Annotated in this window: 12 protein-coding genes; 7 read left to right on the top strand and 5 right to left on the bottom strand. The window is 67.3% G+C overall.

All coding sequences use genetic code 11. The features are described 5' to 3' along the window. Positions 1-12: 12 nt before the first annotated feature. A complete protein-coding gene (locus tag QM470_RS17980) occupies positions 13-987 on the bottom strand; it encodes a LysR substrate-binding domain-containing protein (RefSeq protein WP_283340219.1) in 975 nt (324 codons plus the stop codon). Positions 988-1,092: 105 nt separating this feature from the next. On the opposite strand from QM470_RS17980, the gene QM470_RS17975 reads away from it, so the two are divergent. Further along, positions 1,093-2,067, top strand: coding sequence for a tripartite tricarboxylate transporter substrate binding protein BugE (locus QM470_RS17975; RefSeq protein WP_283340218.1), 975 nt, complete (start codon positions 1,093-1,095; stop codon positions 2,065-2,067). 119 nt (positions 2,068-2,186) lie between these two features. Here QM470_RS17975 and QM470_RS17970 read toward each other — a convergent pair whose 3' ends face one another. The 3 genes from QM470_RS17970 to QM470_RS17960 all read right to left on the bottom strand — a co-directional run bounded on the left by QM470_RS17970 (position 2,187) and on the right by QM470_RS17960 (position 4,288). After that, positions 2,187-2,900 carry an SPOR domain-containing protein gene (locus QM470_RS17970; protein WP_283340217.1) on the bottom strand — a complete coding sequence of 238 codons (714 nt, stop codon included), beginning with the start codon at positions 2,898-2,900 and terminating at the stop codon, positions 2,187-2,189. 13 nt (positions 2,901-2,913) lie between these two features. Then, the gene (locus QM470_RS17965; protein WP_283340216.1) at positions 2,914-3,714 is read right to left on the bottom strand and encodes a biotin--[acetyl-CoA-carboxylase] ligase; all 801 of its coding nucleotides are present in this window, start codon (positions 3,712-3,714) and stop codon (positions 2,914-2,916) included. A gap of 70 nt (positions 3,715-3,784) precedes the next feature. Further along, complete coding sequence (locus QM470_RS17960) at positions 3,785-4,288, bottom strand: SET domain-containing protein (RefSeq protein ID WP_066538052.1); 504 nt, start codon at positions 4,286-4,288, stop codon at positions 3,785-3,787. Between the two features lie 121 nt (positions 4,289-4,409). Between QM470_RS17960 and QM470_RS17955 the strand changes: the two genes are divergently transcribed. From QM470_RS17955 to QM470_RS17945, 3 genes are all read left to right on the top strand, one after another. Continuing rightward, positions 4,410-7,322, top strand: a complete 2,913-nt coding sequence (locus QM470_RS17955; RefSeq protein ID WP_283340215.1) for a DNA topoisomerase III — start codon at positions 4,410-4,412, stop codon at positions 7,320-7,322. 146 nt (positions 7,323-7,468) lie between these two features. Then, positions 7,469-8,266 (top strand): tyrosine-protein phosphatase, encoded by a 798-nt coding sequence (locus tag QM470_RS17950; RefSeq protein ID WP_283340214.1) that lies wholly within the window; start codon positions 7,469-7,471, stop codon positions 8,264-8,266. A gap of 220 nt (positions 8,267-8,486) precedes the next feature. Next, positions 8,487-9,308, top strand: coding sequence for a glucose 1-dehydrogenase (locus QM470_RS17945; RefSeq protein WP_283340213.1), 822 nt, complete (start codon positions 8,487-8,489; stop codon positions 9,306-9,308). Positions 9,309-9,607: 299 nt separating this feature from the next. Here QM470_RS17945 and QM470_RS17940 read toward each other — a convergent pair whose 3' ends face one another. Further along, positions 9,608-12,175, bottom strand: a complete 2,568-nt coding sequence (locus QM470_RS17940) for a penicillin-binding protein 1A (RefSeq protein ID WP_283340212.1) — start codon at positions 12,173-12,175, stop codon at positions 9,608-9,610. A 281-nt stretch (positions 12,176-12,456) separates the two neighbouring features. On the opposite strand from QM470_RS17940, the gene QM470_RS17935 reads away from it, so the two are divergent. The 3 genes from QM470_RS17935 to QM470_RS17925 all read left to right on the top strand — a co-directional run bounded on the left by QM470_RS17935 (position 12,457) and on the right by QM470_RS17925 (position 15,115). Then, complete coding sequence (locus tag QM470_RS17935; RefSeq protein WP_283340211.1) at positions 12,457-13,017, top strand: DUF1439 domain-containing protein; 561 nt, start codon at positions 12,457-12,459, stop codon at positions 13,015-13,017. A gap of 171 nt (positions 13,018-13,188) precedes the next feature. Next, positions 13,189-13,890, top strand: coding sequence for a glutathione S-transferase N-terminal domain-containing protein (locus tag QM470_RS17930; protein WP_066538033.1), 702 nt, complete (start codon positions 13,189-13,191; stop codon positions 13,888-13,890). 178 nt (positions 13,891-14,068) lie between these two features. Continuing rightward, complete coding sequence (locus QM470_RS17925; protein WP_283340210.1) at positions 14,069-15,115, top strand: pirin family protein; 1,047 nt, start codon at positions 14,069-14,071, stop codon at positions 15,113-15,115. Positions 15,116-15,126 lie beyond the last annotated feature (11 nt).

Genomic DNA, 15,126 nt, shown 5'->3' with positions numbered 1-15,126 from the left:
GCCCGGTGCGTCTTATTCCAGGTCGTTGGACGCCAGGGCCGGGCGGCGGGGAGATGCGGTCAGGCTGGCCTCGGCTTCGGCCGCCGCTTCGGCCCTGGTCAGCAGCCAGTCGCGGAACTGCTGCAGCGGGGTCAGGTTGGCGCGCGTCTCGGGGTAGCACAGCCAGTAGCCCTGGTCGCTGAGCACGCTGTGCTGCGGCAGGGGCTCGCTCACCAGGCCGGCGTTGATTTCGTCCTGCACCAGGCAGCGGGGCACCAGGGCCACGCCCATGCCGGCCTGCACGGCGCGGATGATGGTCTGGAACTGGTCAAACTGTGGGCCGCTGAGCGGGTCCATGTCGTCCACGCCATAGGTCTCGCTCCAGCGCGACCAGGCCTGGGGCACGGTCACATGGCGCAGCCGCGTGCAGTGCGCCACGTCGGCCGGGGTGCGGATGCTCTGCTCCGGGTTGCGCGGGGCGATCAGCACCACTTCGCGCCCCGTCAGGTAGTGGGCGCGGGTATTGGGCCAGTGGCCGTCGCCAAACAGGATGGCGCAGTCCAGCGTGGGGCTGCCAAAGTCATAGCCTTGCACATAGGGCACGAAATGCAGCGTCACCTGCGGGTGGCGGGTCTGGAAATCAGGAAGCTTTGGAATGAGCCACTTGGCGCCAAAGGTCGGCAGGGTGGACAGGTGCAGGGCTCCGCCGCCATCGCTGCTGGTGATCAATTCCAAGGTGGCCGACTCCAGCTGCGACAGCAGGGCGCGCACCGATTTCTCATAGCGTTCGCCCGCAGAGCTGAGGGTCAAACGTTTGCGGTTACGCTCGAACAGTGGCACGCCCACCCATTTTTCCAGCTCCTGCACCTGTTTGCTCACCGCGCTCTGGGTCAGGTGCAAGGCTTCGGCAGCGCGTGACACACCGCCAAACCGGGCTACGGTGGAGAAGGCCCGCAACAGGTGGACGGGGGGCGTCAGGCGCCGCAGAGGTAACAGGCTGGAAGACACTGATTTGATTCCTTTTGGGAATGATAACAGGCACAGCTATTGCTTTTGTCAGCTGGACAAATCCCTTACCCTTCTTTTCTCTCCTCTCACTATCGGAATCCTCAGATGCAACGTCGTCACTTCCTCTCCTCCGTGGCCGCCGCCACTGCCGTGGCAGCTGCGCCGGGTATGGCCCTGGCCCAGGACACCAGCCGTCCCATCCGCATCATCGTGCCCTTCCCGCCCGGAGGCGCTACCGACATGGTGCCGCGCAACCTGCAGGACGTGCTGGGCAAGCTGCTGAGCCAGACCGTGGTGATCGAGAACAAGGCCGGCGCCGGCGGCTCCATCGGCATGGCCGAAGTAGCCCGTGCCAACGACGGCGTGACCTTCGGTATCGCCACGCTGTCCACCCACGGCGTGAACCCCGCCGTGCTGAGCAAGCTGCCCTATGACGCCATCAAGGACTTCGTGGGCGTGACCGAAATCGTCAAGGCCCCGGGTGTGATCATGGTGAACCCCGCCATCCTGCCGGTGAAGAACTTTGCCGAACTGGTGGCCTACCTGAAGGCCAACCCCGGCAAGGTGTCCTACGCCACTCCCGGCAACGGCACCATCGGCCACATGTGGGGCGAACAGTTCAAGCGCAGCACCGGCACCGACATGCTGCACATTCCCTACCGTGGTGCAGGCCCGGCCATCAACGACGTGCTGGGCGGCCAGGTGCCCGTCTACTTTGACCAGGTGGCTGCGTCCCTGCCCCACGTGAAGGCAGGCAAGCTGCGCGCCATCGCCGTGTCCTGGCCCCAACGCCTGGACGTGCTGCCCGACGTGCCGACCTACGCCGAAGCCGGTCACCCCGACCTGAACAACCCTTCGTGGTTCGGTCTGGTCGCGCCCAAGAGCATGCCTGCTGCCCAGGTGGAACGCGTGCAAAAGGCCGTGGTGGCTGCACTGAAGGACCCCGCTGTGCAAAAGCGCATGTCCTCCCAGGGTCTGTACCCCTCGGGTTCGTCCACTGCGGATTTCACCAAGCAGATCCAGACCGCCGTGGCCACCATGAAGAAGGTGGCTGCGGACGCCAAGATCCAGATCGACTGAGTCTTTCCCCAGGGGCACGCCGGCGCTGCCGGCATGCCCAGGACATGGCAAAAAGAAAGCCCACCGCCGTCAGGCAGTGGGCTTTTTTGTGGGCGCCTGGGCCGCAGCGGTGGCGGTGCTCAGCCTTCGCACAGGCGCAGCGGTTTGCCGGCCAGCGCGGGTTTGAGGCGTTCCATGCGGGCGTGCAGCTCCGGGGACACATGGGGCAGGCGCAGGGTGTAGAGCGTGGTTTCGGCCCGTTCCTGCACCACACGGGCGCCGCGCACCCCCTTGCGCAGGAAGGTGGTCAGCTCGCGCGTGGCGGCCTCTTCGCTGGGGAAGCGCCCCAGCGACAGGCCGGGTTCCAGTGTGCCGGTGGCACGGTCAAAGGCGACGCCCTGCTGGCGCAGCTCGGCCCGGCGCGCATCCAGCGCCTCGGCGCTCGGGAACTTGCCCAGGTAGACCATCCAGCGGCCGTTGACGGCCGAGGTCTGCAGCTCCCATTGTTCGGCCGGGATCTCCAGGTCGCGCAGTGCGGTACGCACGGCCACGACCTGTTTGTCGTCGAAGGTGCCGGCCTGCCAGCAACGGCCGGGTCCGCTGGCGGCGGTGAGGGTGGCGGTGTCCGGAGCGGCCGGTGCTGCCGCGTCAGTCGCCGGGGCCGCAGCCGGGGTGGCGCGTGCCGGTGGCGTGATGGGGCCGACCTGGATGGCTTCCGGGCGCATCTGCTGCTTGAGCCGGAAGGCTTCGGACTGGGTTTCGGGCTGCCAGCCCAGGGAGGCCATCCAGCCTTGGCTCCAGGCCAGGTAGCCGGCATTGGCCAACAGCAGGGCAAGCAGGGTGTGTCGCAACATCGTGGAACGCAGTTTAGCGGGCCGGTGCCGGGCGCACGCTGACTTCGGAGCTGGTGATCTGCTCCAGGCCGCCGGCCGTGCGCACCAGCAGGGCGCCATCGGCGCCCACGCCTTCGGCCATGCCGTGGGTGCCGTCACTCAGGCGCACCGGGCGGCCGCGCAGCAGATCCCGGGTGGCAAAGGCGGTGCGGAACGGCGCAAAGCCTTCGGCTTCGAAGCGCTGCAGGCAGTCCACCAGAGCGGGAATCACCGCGGCCAGTGCCGTCGGCGCTTCCCAGCGCGGGTCCAGGTCCTGCAGGCAGGCCGGCGGGGTGGACAGATTCTGTTCATGCCGGGGGCGGATGTTGATGCCCACCCCCACGATCACCTGGCGCGGGCCGGGGCCGAAATGCGCGGTCTCGATCAGGATGCCGGCCAGCTTGCGGTCGCCTTCCAGCCACAGGTCATTGGGCCATTTGATGCCGATGCGCGGCTGGCCGCTGGTGGTGCCGCCGCCGGGCTGCAGCGCCTCGGCCAGGACCTGGCCCACGGCCAGCGACAGGCCGGACCAGTCCTGGGGGCTCAGCGGCAGGCCCAGCGAGAACATCAGCGAATCGCCCAGGCTACTGGCCCAGGGCTTGCCCATCCGGCCCCGGCCGGCCGTCTGCTGCTCGGCCACCAGCAGCGTGGGAGCGGTGTCGCCGGTGCGGGCGCGGCGCATCAGCTCGGTGTTGCTGGAGTCCACGCTGGGCAGAATGTCGATGGTGAAGCCCGGCAGGCGCGGGGCCACGGCTTCCCACAGGGCTTCGGCGTTCCAGTGGATGGGGGTGGTCATCGTAATTCTTTCTTTTTGTTGCTTGCCGTGCACCGTACGGTGCCGGGGTCGCCCCGCAGCGCGGCGGGCCTCATTGGTCGCCCGGCATGGGCGGGCGCCAGCCCTTCTTGGGCGCCAGCATGGTGCCCCGGCAGCGCGCCGCGCCGCAGTAGCAGGCGTATTCGGCCTTGAGCTTGGGCGTGTAGCGCTCTTCCACCATCAGGCCGTAGTCGTAGTTCAGCTCTTCGCCCGCCGCGATATTGCGCAGCGCCACGATGTAGATGCGGCCCTCGCGTTCGTCGGTGTAGCAGTTGGGGGCGCAGCTGTGGTTGATCCAGCGGGCCGAGTTGCCGCCGTAGTTGGCGTCGATCACCCGGTCTTCGTCCACATGGAAGTAGAAGGTGTGGTTGGGCTGGCTGGGGTCGTGCGGGTGGCGGTCCTGGGCTTCCTGCCAGCCGATCACCTCGCCGGTGTACTCGATCAGGGTTTCGCCTTCGGCAATGTCCTGCACGGCGAACACGCCTTTGCCGTGTACGCCGGACCGTCTGGTTTGAATGCGGCGATGGCTGGAAAGGGATTCGGCGGTGCGGGGCATGGCAATCTCTGATAACTTGAATGTGCACACACGTGCGCGCATGTGCGCACGCGTGCGAGACGCATTGTAGAAGCGGTGGCTTCGCTGGTGAAGCCACCGTGGTAATGAACGAGAACCACCCATGACAAAGACCCTGGTGATTGCAGAAAAGCCCTCCGTGGCCCAGGACATCGTGCGCGCGCTGACGCCTGCCTACGGCAAGTTCGACAAGCACGAAGACCATTTCGAGAACGAGCGTTATGTGGTGACCAGTGCCGTCGGCCATCTGGTGGAAATCCAGGCGCCCGAGGAGTTCGACGTCAAGCGCGGCAAGTGGAGCTTTGCCAATCTGCCGGTGATCCCCCCGCGCTTCGACCTGAAGCCGGTGGACAAGACCAAGAGCCGTCTGAACGCGGTGGTCAAGCAGGCCAAGCGCAAGGATGTGACCGAACTCATCAACGCATGTGACGCGGGCCGCGAAGGGGAGCTGATCTTCCGCCTGATTGAGCAGTACGCTGGCGGCGCCAAGGGCGGGCTGGGCAAGCCCATCAAGCGCCTGTGGCTGCAGTCGATGACGCCCCAGGCCATCCGCGACGGCTTTGACAAGCTGCGCAGCGAACAGCAGATGCAGGGCCTAGCCGATGCTGCCCGCAGCCGCTCCGAAGCCGACTGGCTGGTGGGCATCAACGGCACGCGCGCCATGACGGCATTCAATTCGCGCGATGGCGGCTTCTTCCTGACCACGGTGGGCCGGGTGCAGACCCCCACGCTGTCGCTGGTGGTGGAGCGCGAAGAAAAGATCCGCAAGTTCGTCAGCCGCGACTACTGGGAAGTGCATGGTGCGTTCAATGCCCAGGCCGGCCAGTACCTGGGCAAGTGGTTCAATCCCCAGTGGAAGAAGAGCGAAGACGCCGAAGCCAAGGCCGACCGCCTGTGGAACAAGCACGAGGCCGACGCCATTGCCGCTGCGGTGCGGGGCAAGCCCGCCACGGTGACCGAAGAGAGCAAGCCGACCACTCAGGCATCGCCGCTGCTGTTCGACCTGACCAGCCTGCAGCGCGAGGCCAACGGCAAGTTCGGTTTCTCCGCCAAGACTACGCTGGCGCTGGCGCAAAGCCTGTATGAACGCCACAAGGCCCTGACCTACCCGCGTACCGACGCACGTGCGCTGCCCGAGGACTATCTGCCCGTGGCACGCCAGACCTTCGACATGCTGGCCACCAGCGGCATGCGCCATCTGGCGCCGTTTGCGCAGCAGGCCATCAACGACAACTACATCCGTCCGTCCAAGCGCATCTTCGACAACAGCAAGATCTCGGACCACTTTGCCATCATCCCCACCACCCAGGCGCCCAGCGGCCTGAGCGAGGCGGAGCAGAAGCTGTACGACCTCGTGGTGCGCCGCTTCATGGCCGTGTTCTTCCCCAGTGCCGAGCACCAAGTGACCACCCGCATCAGCAAGGTGGAGCAGCATTCCTTCAAGACCGAAGGCAAGGTGCTGGTCAAGCCGGGCTGGCTGGCCATCTACGGCAAGGAAGCCGCCAACGAGGTGGAAGACGCCAAGGAAGGCGACAAGGGCCAGCCGCTGGTGGCGGTGCAGCCGGGCGAACAGCCCCGCACCGACCATGCCGATGTGAAGGGGCTGAAAACCAAGCCGCCCGCACGCTATTCGGAAGCCACGCTGCTGGGCGCCATGGAAAGCGCCGGCAAGCAGATCGACGACGAAGAGCTGCGCTCCGCGATGCAGGAGAAGGGCCTGGGCACGCCAGCCACCCGTGCGGCCATCATCGAAGGCCTGCTGACCGAGAAGTACATGCTGCGCGAAGGGCGCGAGCTGATTCCCACGGCCAAGGCCTTCCAGCTGATGACGCTGCTGCGCGGCCTGCAGGTGGAAGAACTCTCCCGCGCCGACCTGACCGGCGAGTGGGAATACAAGCTGTCGCAGATGGAAAAGGGCGAGCTGTCGCGCGCCGCCTTCATGCAGCAGATTGCCGCCATGACCGAAAAGCTGGTCAAGAAGGCCAAGGAATACGACCGCGACACCGTGCCCGGCGACTACGCCACCCTGTCCACGCCATGCCCCAACTGCCATGGCGTGGTCAAGGAAAACTACCGCCGCTATGCCTGCACGGGCGCCAACGGGGCGGGCGAAGGCTGCGGCTTCTCGTTCACCAAGTCGCCGGCCGGCCGCACCTTTGAAACGGCCGAGGCCGAAGCCCTGCTGCGCGACCGCCGTATCGGCCCGCTGGAAGGCTTTCGCTCCAAGGCCGGCTGGCCCTTTACCGCCGAAGTGGCCATCGTGCGCGACGAAGAGGCACAGAACTACAAGCTGGAATTCGACTTTGGCGACGACAAGGAAGAAGAGTCCGGCGAGATCGTGGATTTCAGCGCCCAGCAGTCTTTGGGCAACTGCCCCAAGTGCGGTGCACCGGTGTTCGAGCATGGCGCCAACTACGTCTGCTCCAAGGCCGTGCCCACACAGCAGCAGCCCACGCCCAGCTGCGATTTCAAGAGCGGCCAGATCATTCTGCAGCAGCCGATCGAGCGCGAGCAGATGAGCAAGCTGCTGTCTGCCGGCAAGACCGACCTGCTGGAGAAGTTCGTCTCCAACCGCACGCGCCGCAATTTCAAGGCCTTCCTGGTCTGGGATGCGGAAGCGGGCAAGGTGAACTTCGAGTTCGAACAGCGCGAATCCAAGTACCCACCGCGCAAGACGGCCGCCGGTGCGGCCGCCAAGACGCCGGCCAAGACCGCGGCAGCCAAGAAGGCGCCTGCCGCCAAGAAGGCCGCCGCCAAGACCACGGCCCGCAAGCCCGCCGCCGCCAACTACCGCCCGGATGCGGCACTGGCCGCCGTGATCGGTGATGGCGCCGTGGCCCGCACCGAGGTGGTGAAAAAGGTCTGGGACTATGTGAAGGCCCACAACCTGCAGGACCCCAAGGACAAGCGCATCATTGTGGCGGACGCCAAGCTGCTGCCGGTGTTCGGCAAGGACCGCATCGGCATGTTCGAGCTGACCGGCATCGTCGGCAAGCACCTGGTCAGCAACGACTGACCCCGTCCGTGCGACCGACGGCCTGCCGCTGCGGGCCGGGTGTCGCACGGGTACATGCGCTGGTCACGGAGTGCAGGCACCATGGGGCCTGCACGCTGTGCCGCCCCGGGTCCCGTGCCCGGTGATTGACCTTTGAAGGAGCGACCATGGACCTGGCCCTCGATGCCGCCCCCGCCACTGCCCTTGCTGCCACGCTGTTCCCCCGCAGCGTGGCCCTGCAGGGCACGACCAACTTCCGCGATCTGGGCGGCTACACCGGTGCCGACGGCCGCACGGTGCGCTGGCGCCACCTGTTCCGCTCCGACCACCTGGCAGGCCTGAGCCAGACCGACCTGCAGGCCCTGCAGGAGCTGAATGTGGGCCGGGCAGTGGACTTTCGCGGCGTGGAAGAGCGCGTGGCCCAGGGCTACGACTGGCCGTTTCTGACCCAGCATGCGCTGACCATCGAACCCACCGTGGTGCAGCGCGCGTTCGCCATGATCCACCAGGGCCACCGGCTCACGCCGGCCGATACCGTGGGTCTGATGCAGGACACCTACCGCGGCTTTGTCATCGACAACGCCGAGCGCTTTGCCACGCTGTTCCGCATGCTGCTGGAAAGCGACCGTCCCCTGGTCTTCCACTGCACCGCCGGTAAGGACCGCACCGGCTGGGCGGCAGCGCTGATCCTGCTGGCGCTGGGCGTGTCGCGCGAGGTGGTGCATGACGACTACCTGCTGACCAACGAGCTCTACCGCCGCCCGCCCGAGCTGGCCGCCAGGGCCGCGCAGACGGTGCCACAGGAGATTCTGGATGTGCTGTGGCGCGTGCAGATGCCGTTCCTGGACAGCGCCTTTGCCCTGGCCGAAGAACGCTACGGCACCATGGACCGCTATCTGGCCGAAGCCCTGGGCGTGGGAACTGCCGAACGCGCGCAACTGGCGCGCATGTACCTGGAAGGCTGATGGTCGCCGCTCCGCAGGCGGGTCTGCGGAGCTTCCCACAAGCGAACGGCCGCTGGCATATGGATGTGTGCCAGCGGCTTTTTTCATGCTGGCTGCGGCGGTCTGCGCACCGGGTGCGCAGGGTGGATGGGGCGTGGCACTGCACGCAAGCATGTGCCGGGTAGACTGGCCTTTTGCTCATTCCACGCGCCGCCCGAGAGGGCGGTGCGTGGCTTCAGGTATGGACCAAAGACTTGATTCCAAAGTGGCCATAGTCACCGGGGCGGCCCAGGGCATCGGCGAAGCGATTGCCCGCATGTTCGCCCAGCAGGGCTGCTTCGTCTATGTCACCGACATCGACCATGAACGGGGCCGCGCCGTGGCCGATGCGCTGGGCGCACAAGCCTGTTATGCCCCGCTCGATGTGCGGCAGGAAGACGATTGGCGGCGCGTTACCGCGCAGGCCCTGGCCGAGCAGGGACGCCTGGACGTGGTGGTGAACAACGCGGGCGTGACCGGGTTCGAAGGCGGGGTGCTGGCCCATGACCCGGAGCATGCCGAGCTGGCCGACTGGCATGCCGTGCACCGGACCAATCTCGACGGGGTGTTCCTGGGCTGCAAGCACGCCATCCGGGCGATGCGGCCGCAGCAGACCGGCTCCATCATCAACATCTCCTCCCGCTCGGGCCTAGTGGGCATTCCCGGGGCGGCGGCCTATGCCTCGTCCAAGGCGGCGGTGCGCAACCACAGCAAGACCGTGGCGCTGTACTGCGCCGAACAGGGGCTCCGGATCCGGTGCAATTCCATCCACCCGGCCGCCGTCCTCACGCCCATGTGGGAGCCCATGCTGGGCACCGGCGCGGACCGGGATGCGCGCATGGCGGCGCTGGTGCGGGACACGCCGCTGCGCCGGTTCGGGCTGCCGTCAGAGGTGGCATCCGTGGCCGTGCTGCTGGCGTCGGACGAGGCCACCTACATCACCGGCAGCGAGTTCCATATCGACGGGGGCCTGCTGGCCGGAACGGCAGTGACCCGGGCCGTGGTGGGCGACACAGACGCCTAGTGCCTCCGCGGGCCGTCCACGGGAGCAAGCCATGGGGCGGAGCCCTGCCCGGGGGCGTCACCGGCGGCCCACCAGCGTCCTGAAAATTGTTTTGCAGCGCGGCGCACAGCAAGTTGCGCGCTTCACGTTCGATAGCACTCCGGCGCACGGGTGTGTCGATGCAGCAACCCGTGCGGCCCCGCCGCCAGCGCCATCCCTGGAAAAGATTTTGCACGCCGTGTGCTGTGGTGCTTGTCCACAGCCAGGCCACTGGCGCCTCGGCCGTCACCCGGCCGGGAGGCGAACGCCATCCTCCACCATCACCCGCCAAATGGCGGCATGGGGTAGGCTTCGCGGTCCTGCGGGCGGGGCAGCTGGCCGGGCAGGGGCGGCAGGTTGTACGGGTTGTAGGCCCCGTCCTGGCCGGCAGGGGGCGGTTGCACCGGTGCCGGGGCCGGGGCGGGCAGGCCCTGTTCCTGCAAGGTGGGCGTGCGTTCTTCCACCGGGCCGTCGTGGCTGGTGTCGGGGTCGCGGGTGACCGGAGCCGGGCCGCCGGGGCGCTGCTCCCATCCGGGCCAGCCGCCGCCGGGCATGGGCGGCGCCGCAGGCGTGGACGGTGTGGCTGGCGGGCTGGCGTCCGGCGCGGGCGCCGGGCGGCGGGGGGCGGACGGGGCATGGTCCTGCACGGCGCCTTCGTCCTCGGGGGTGCTGCCCCACCAGCCTTGAATGCGTTCGCGCAGACCGTCCACCAGATTGCCCCACCAGTCGCTGTGCTCGGGTTCGGCAAAGCGGGCCTGGGCGTCGATGCGGCGGGTGCCCAGCACGCGGTTGGTGAAGTCGCCCACCATGGGCAGGGCGCTGCGGGCTCCCTGGCCCCAGTAGTCGCTGCGCAGGGTGATGCGGCCGTCGTTGAAGCCGGCCCAGGCGCCGGTCACCAGCTGCGGGTGCATCAGGATGAACCAGCCGTCGGCATTGCCCTGGGTGGTGCCGGTCTTGCCGGCCACATCGGCGTGGATGCCGTAGGTGCTGCGGATGGCGCGGCCCGTGCCTTTGTCGATCACGCCGCGCAGCATGTCCACCAGGGCGTTGGCGGCGTTGGTGTCCATGGCGGCTTCGGCGCGGGCGGGGGCAAATTCGGCCAGCACATCGCCGTCGCGGTTGGTGATGCGGGTGACCATGACCGGTGGCAGGTACTGGCCGCTGCGTGCCAGGCTGGCGTAGGCGGTGACCATTTCCTGCAGGCTGACCGGGCTGCTGCCCAGGGCCAGGGCCGGCACGGCGTCGAGCGCGCTGTCGCGCACGCCCAGGCTGCGGGCCAGGCGCACCACCTTGGCGGGGCCGACCTGCTGCATCACCTGGGCGGTGATGGTGTTCTTGGAATAGGCCAGGCCATCGGCCAGGGTCATGGCCTGGTTGCTGGGCGGCTGGGCGTCGGTGGGGCGCCAGATCTGGCCGCCGGACAGCGGAATCTCCACGGCCTTGTCCTCCAGCGTGTCGCTGGGGCGGCTGCCGTTGAGCAGGGCCGCGCCATAGACAAAAGGCTTGAAGGTGGAGCCGGGCTGGCGGCGTGCCTGCTGCACGTGGTCGAACGGGTCCTGCTTGTAGTCGCGGCTGCCCACCCAGGCCAGAATATGGCCGTTGCGCGGGTCCATGGCCAGGAAGCCGGCCTGGATGCGGGTTTTCTCTTCGCGCAGCGCGGCCATGAAGGCGCGGTCGATCAGCAGGCGCTTCAGGGCCTCGGCCGGGGCTTCGCCGCTGGCCACGGCGCTGCGGTAGGTGCTGCTTTCCTTGACCAGGGTCTGCACCAGCGGCTGCTGGGCGCTCCAGGCGCTGGCCTGCGACCAGTTGCGCTGGGCCACGGCCTGCAAGGTGCGGCCATGGCGGGCCACGGCCTGGTTGGCCCAGGCCTGCATGCGCGAATCGACGGTGGTGTGGACCACCAGGCCGTCGCTGTGGATGTCATAGCCATGGCTGTCGGCCCAGTCCACCAGCCAGCCGCGCAGCGCCCGCACAAAGTGCGGTGCCGGGCCTTCGGCGACTTCCTGGCGCTCGAAGTCCAGGCGCAGCGGGCGGGTCTTGAGCCGGTCGAACTCGGCTTCGGCCAGCACCTCGCGCTTGACCATCTGGCTCAGCACGGTGTTGCGGCGCTGCACGGCACGCTCGGGGTTGCGCACCGGGTTGTAGTAGCTGGTGCCCTTGAGCATGCCCACCAGGGTGGCGGCTTCCAGCACCGTGAGCTTGTCGGCGCCTTTGTCGAAATAGGTGCGTGCCGCCATCTCGATGCCGAAGGCGTTGTAGAGAAAGGGGACCGTGTTCAGATAGGTCTCCAGGATCTCGTCCTTGGTGTAGAGCGCCTCGATCTTGTAGGCGGTCACGGCTTCCTTGAGCTTGCGGCTGAGCGTGGCGTCGCGCCCCACTTTTTCCGGGTAGAGGTTGCGTGCCAGCTGCTGGGTGATGGTGGAGCCGCCCTGGCGGTCCCCCGACAGGGTGTAGACCACCGAGGCGGCGGTGCGGCGCCAGTCCAGGCCGTGGTGTTCGTAGAAGCGGTGGTCTTCGGTGGCGATCAGCGCCTTGACCACATTGGGCGAAATCTGGGCCAGCGGGATCCAGCGGCGGTTGCTGCGGGTGAACAGGGCCAGTTCCTTGCCATCGGCGCTCAGGATCTGGGCCGGGTTGTCTTCCTTGGCCTTGCGGATGTCCGACAGACTGGGCGTGAGCAGCACCAGCACGCCCAGCAGCAGCACCAGGAACACCGGCACGCAGGCGGCGGCCTGCCACCACTGGCGGCGGGTACGGGTGGCGAGAAACTGGCGCAGGGCTTGCCAGCCTTGGCGCAGCAGGGACTGCAGCTGCGCGATGGCAGCGGTGAAAGAAGGTGGCAAGGGCATGGTCTGCGAGAAAGGCCGGGTGGGGCGGCGTGCGGGGCGCTTGCGCATCCAACGCCTGCCAGCACCGGCGAGTTGACCCGGTCAGTGTGCCGCAGCCGGGCAGAAAACACACGGGGTGTGGGGAATTGCTGCCTCTGGCGCCCGGGGCCCAGCGTACGCCTCGGCAGAAGGCGGCGGATTGCCGCACAATCCCAGGTTTTTCGGCGAGGTACAGGGAACCTGTATCGCCCGCACGGTTCCAACACCGTACCGCTTTTGTGCTTTCCCGGATTCGCAGCCCCATGCAACGCCGCCGTTTTCTGCTCAGTGCCGCCTGTGCGGTCCCTCTTCTGACCACCGCCTGCTCGGGCCGTTCCCTGCCACGCCAGCTCAGCATGAGCACGCAGCAGCTGCAAGCCACGGTGGCGCGCAAATTCCCCAAACCCTATCCCGTGGCCGGCCTGCTGCAGCTGCAGCTGCAGGCGCCGGTGCTGTCCATGCTGCCGGACAGCAACCAGATCCGGGCCGTGCTGCCGGTGCTGCTGTCGGGTCCGGTGCTCAAGCAGACCTTCCAGGGCCAGCTGGATGTGAGCTTTGGCCTGCGCTACGAGCCCAGCGACCGCACGCTGCGCGCCCAGCGCGTGCTGGTCAACAGCCTGCAGATCGCCGATGCCCCACCTGCGCTGGCGGACATGCTGACCACCTACGGGCCGCGCCTGGGCGAGCAGGTGCTGGACAACCTGGTGCTGTACCAGTTCGAGGAGAAGGATCTGGCGCTGGCCGACACCATCGGCCTGCAGCCCGGCGTCATCACGGTCACGGCGCAGGGCCTGACCATGAGCCTGGACAAAAAGACGTCCTGAGTACCTAAATGCGCTCAGGCGTATATATGACGGTAGTAGGTTGCTATGGTTTTATTTAGCAGGCTGTCGTTTTTTACCGTTTGTCGCTGGCCTTTTGTCCTACAAGGCCGTTAACATGCAGACACGCTGGCGCACGCGCCAGCGGCTGTTGACTCCTGCACAAGGCCCTGCATGATCGATCTGAGTCCTTACCCTGTCACCCGCAAATGGCCTCCCCAGTTTCCGGACTGGCTGCAGCTGTACTCCCTGCCCACACCCAACGGGGTGAAGGTGTCCGTGATGCTCGAAGAATGCGGCATCCCGTACGAAGCACACCGGGTGGACATCCAGACCGGGGACCAGTTCACCCCCGAGTTCCTGAGCGTCAATCCCAACAACAAGATTCCGGCCATCCTGGACCCGCAGGGCCCCGGCGGCAGCCCGCTGGTGCTGGCCGAAAGCGGCGCCATCCTCGTCTATCTGGCGGAAAAGTCGGGCCAGTTCCTGCCCCCCGACGCCGTGGCGCGCTACCAGACGCTGCAGTGGCTGATGTTCCAGATGGGGGGCATCGGCCCCATGTTTGGCCAGATCGGCTTCTTCCACCGCTACGGCGGCAAGGACTATGAGGACAAGCGCCCGCTGCAGCGCTATGTCACCGAAGCCCAGCGCCTGCTCAAGGTGCTGGACCAGCAGCTCAAGGGCAAGTCCTGGATCATGGGCGATACCTACACCATCGCCGACATGGCTATCCTGCCCTGGGTGCGCTGCCTGATCGAGTTCTACGACGCAGGCGAGCTGGTGGGCCTGGGCAAGTTCCCCAATGTGCTGCGCGTGCTGGCGGCCTGGGAAAAACGCCCGGCCGTGCAGCGTGGGCTGCAGATGCCGCCGCGCTGAGACTTCAAGCTACAGAACAATGCCTGCGTGGAAGCAGGCATTGTTCTGTGGGTGAGATGCTGCGTTCCGCAGGCATGGCATTGGGAAACGGTGCGCCGGCCCCATCATCTGCACCATGGCGAGGCAGGATCTGCGGCACGGTTGGTTGCCGCCCCACCCGTCGCCACCGGAGACCCAGATGCCCCACACCCCGCACGCAATTCTCAGCCGCCAGCCCATCGACGGGCTGCGCTGGCCGGTGCTGGATCCGTTTCTGTTCTGCGCCCACCACGACGATGCCTACCCAGCAGGGGACGGGCAGATGGGCCTTCAGGCCGTGGCGCTGGACGAGCGCGAGCTCGGCAGTGATTTCAGCGGCAAGGACGGCTTTTCGATGTACCACGGCGAGCATGTGCCCGGCTTTCCCGGCCACCCGCACCGGGGATTCGAAACCGTGACCCTGGTGCGCGAAGGCCTGATCGACCATGCCGATTCGCTGGGCGCTGCCGCGCGCTTCGGTGAAGGGGATGTGCAGTGGCTCACCGCCGGCCAGGGCATCCAGCATTCGGAGATGTTCCCGCTGCTGCACCGCGACCAGGCCAATCCGCTGGAGTTGTTCCAGATCTGGCTGAACCTGCCCGCGGCCCGCAAGATGGTGGCGCCGCACTTCACCATGCTGTGGAGCGAGCGCATTCCGCGCCTGGTGCATACCAGCGACGGCGGTGCCCGGACCACGGTCACCGTGGTGGCCGGTGCGCTGCCGGGTGCGGGTGCGCCGCTGTCGCCGCCGCCTGAGTCCTGGGCGAGCCAGGCCGATGCGGACGTGGCGATCTGGACGCTGCGGCTGGAACCCGGCGCCCGCTGGACGCTGCCCGCCGCCCAGGGCGCGCAGACCCGGCGCATGCTGTACTGGTTTGTGGGCCAGCAGCTGCAGGTGGCTGGTGAGACGCTGCGCGAACATGCGGCGCTGGAAATGGCCGCCGGCCAGGACTGGGTGCTGGAGAACACAGGCAGCGATGTGGCGGAGCTGCTGATGCTGCAAGGCCGGCCGATTGCCGAACCCGTGGTGCAGTACGGACCGTTCGTGATGAACACGCAGCAGGAAATCATGCAGACCATGATGGACTACCGCCGCACCCAGTTTGGCGGCTGGCCCTGGGACAGCCAGGATCCGGTGCATGGCCCGGAGATCCGCCGCTTCGCCCGCCACCCGGGCCAGCAGGTGGAAGAGCGGCCCACGGCCTGATGCCCGGCGGC

The sequence above is a fragment of the Comamonas sp. 17RB genome, assembly GCF_030056555.1.
Taxonomy (GTDB): Bacteria; Pseudomonadota; Gammaproteobacteria; order Burkholderiales; family Burkholderiaceae_C; genus Comamonas; species Comamonas terrigena.
The sequence above is the reverse complement of the archived record's forward strand: the minus strand, read 5'-3'. Positions and strand labels throughout refer to the sequence as shown.

Excerpts from the sequence above, each read along its gene's own strand:
- QM470_RS17955 (WP_283340215.1), top strand. The coding sequence starts at position 4,410 with ATGACAAAGACCCTGGTGATTGCAGAAAAGCCCTCCGTGGCCCAGGAC.
- QM470_RS17945 (WP_283340213.1), top strand. The coding sequence starts at position 8,487 with ATGGACCAAAGACTTGATTCCAAAGTGGCCATAGTCACCGGGGCGGCC.
- QM470_RS17950 (WP_283340214.1), top strand. The coding sequence starts at position 7,469 with ATGGACCTGGCCCTCGATGCCGCCCCCGCCACTGCCCTTGCTGCCACG.
- QM470_RS17965 (WP_283340216.1), bottom strand. The coding sequence starts at position 3,714 with ATGACCACCCCCATCCACTGGAACGCCGAAGCCCTGTGGGAAGCCGTG.
- QM470_RS17970 (WP_283340217.1), bottom strand. The coding sequence starts at position 2,900 with ATGTTGCGACACACCCTGCTTGCCCTGCTGTTGGCCAATGCCGGCTAC.
- QM470_RS17975 (WP_283340218.1), top strand. The coding sequence starts at position 1,093 with ATGCAACGTCGTCACTTCCTCTCCTCCGTGGCCGCCGCCACTGCCGTG.
- QM470_RS17940 (WP_283340212.1), bottom strand. The coding sequence starts at position 12,175 with ATGCCCTTGCCACCTTCTTTCACCGCTGCCATCGCGCAGCTGCAGTCC.
- QM470_RS17960 (WP_066538052.1), bottom strand. The coding sequence starts at position 4,288 with ATGCCCCGCACCGCCGAATCCCTTTCCAGCCATCGCCGCATTCAAACC.
- QM470_RS17930 (WP_066538033.1), top strand. The coding sequence starts at position 13,189 with ATGATCGATCTGAGTCCTTACCCTGTCACCCGCAAATGGCCTCCCCAG.
- QM470_RS17935 (WP_283340211.1), top strand. The coding sequence starts at position 12,457 with ATGCAACGCCGCCGTTTTCTGCTCAGTGCCGCCTGTGCGGTCCCTCTT.
- QM470_RS17925 (WP_283340210.1), top strand. The coding sequence starts at position 14,069 with ATGCCCCACACCCCGCACGCAATTCTCAGCCGCCAGCCCATCGACGGG.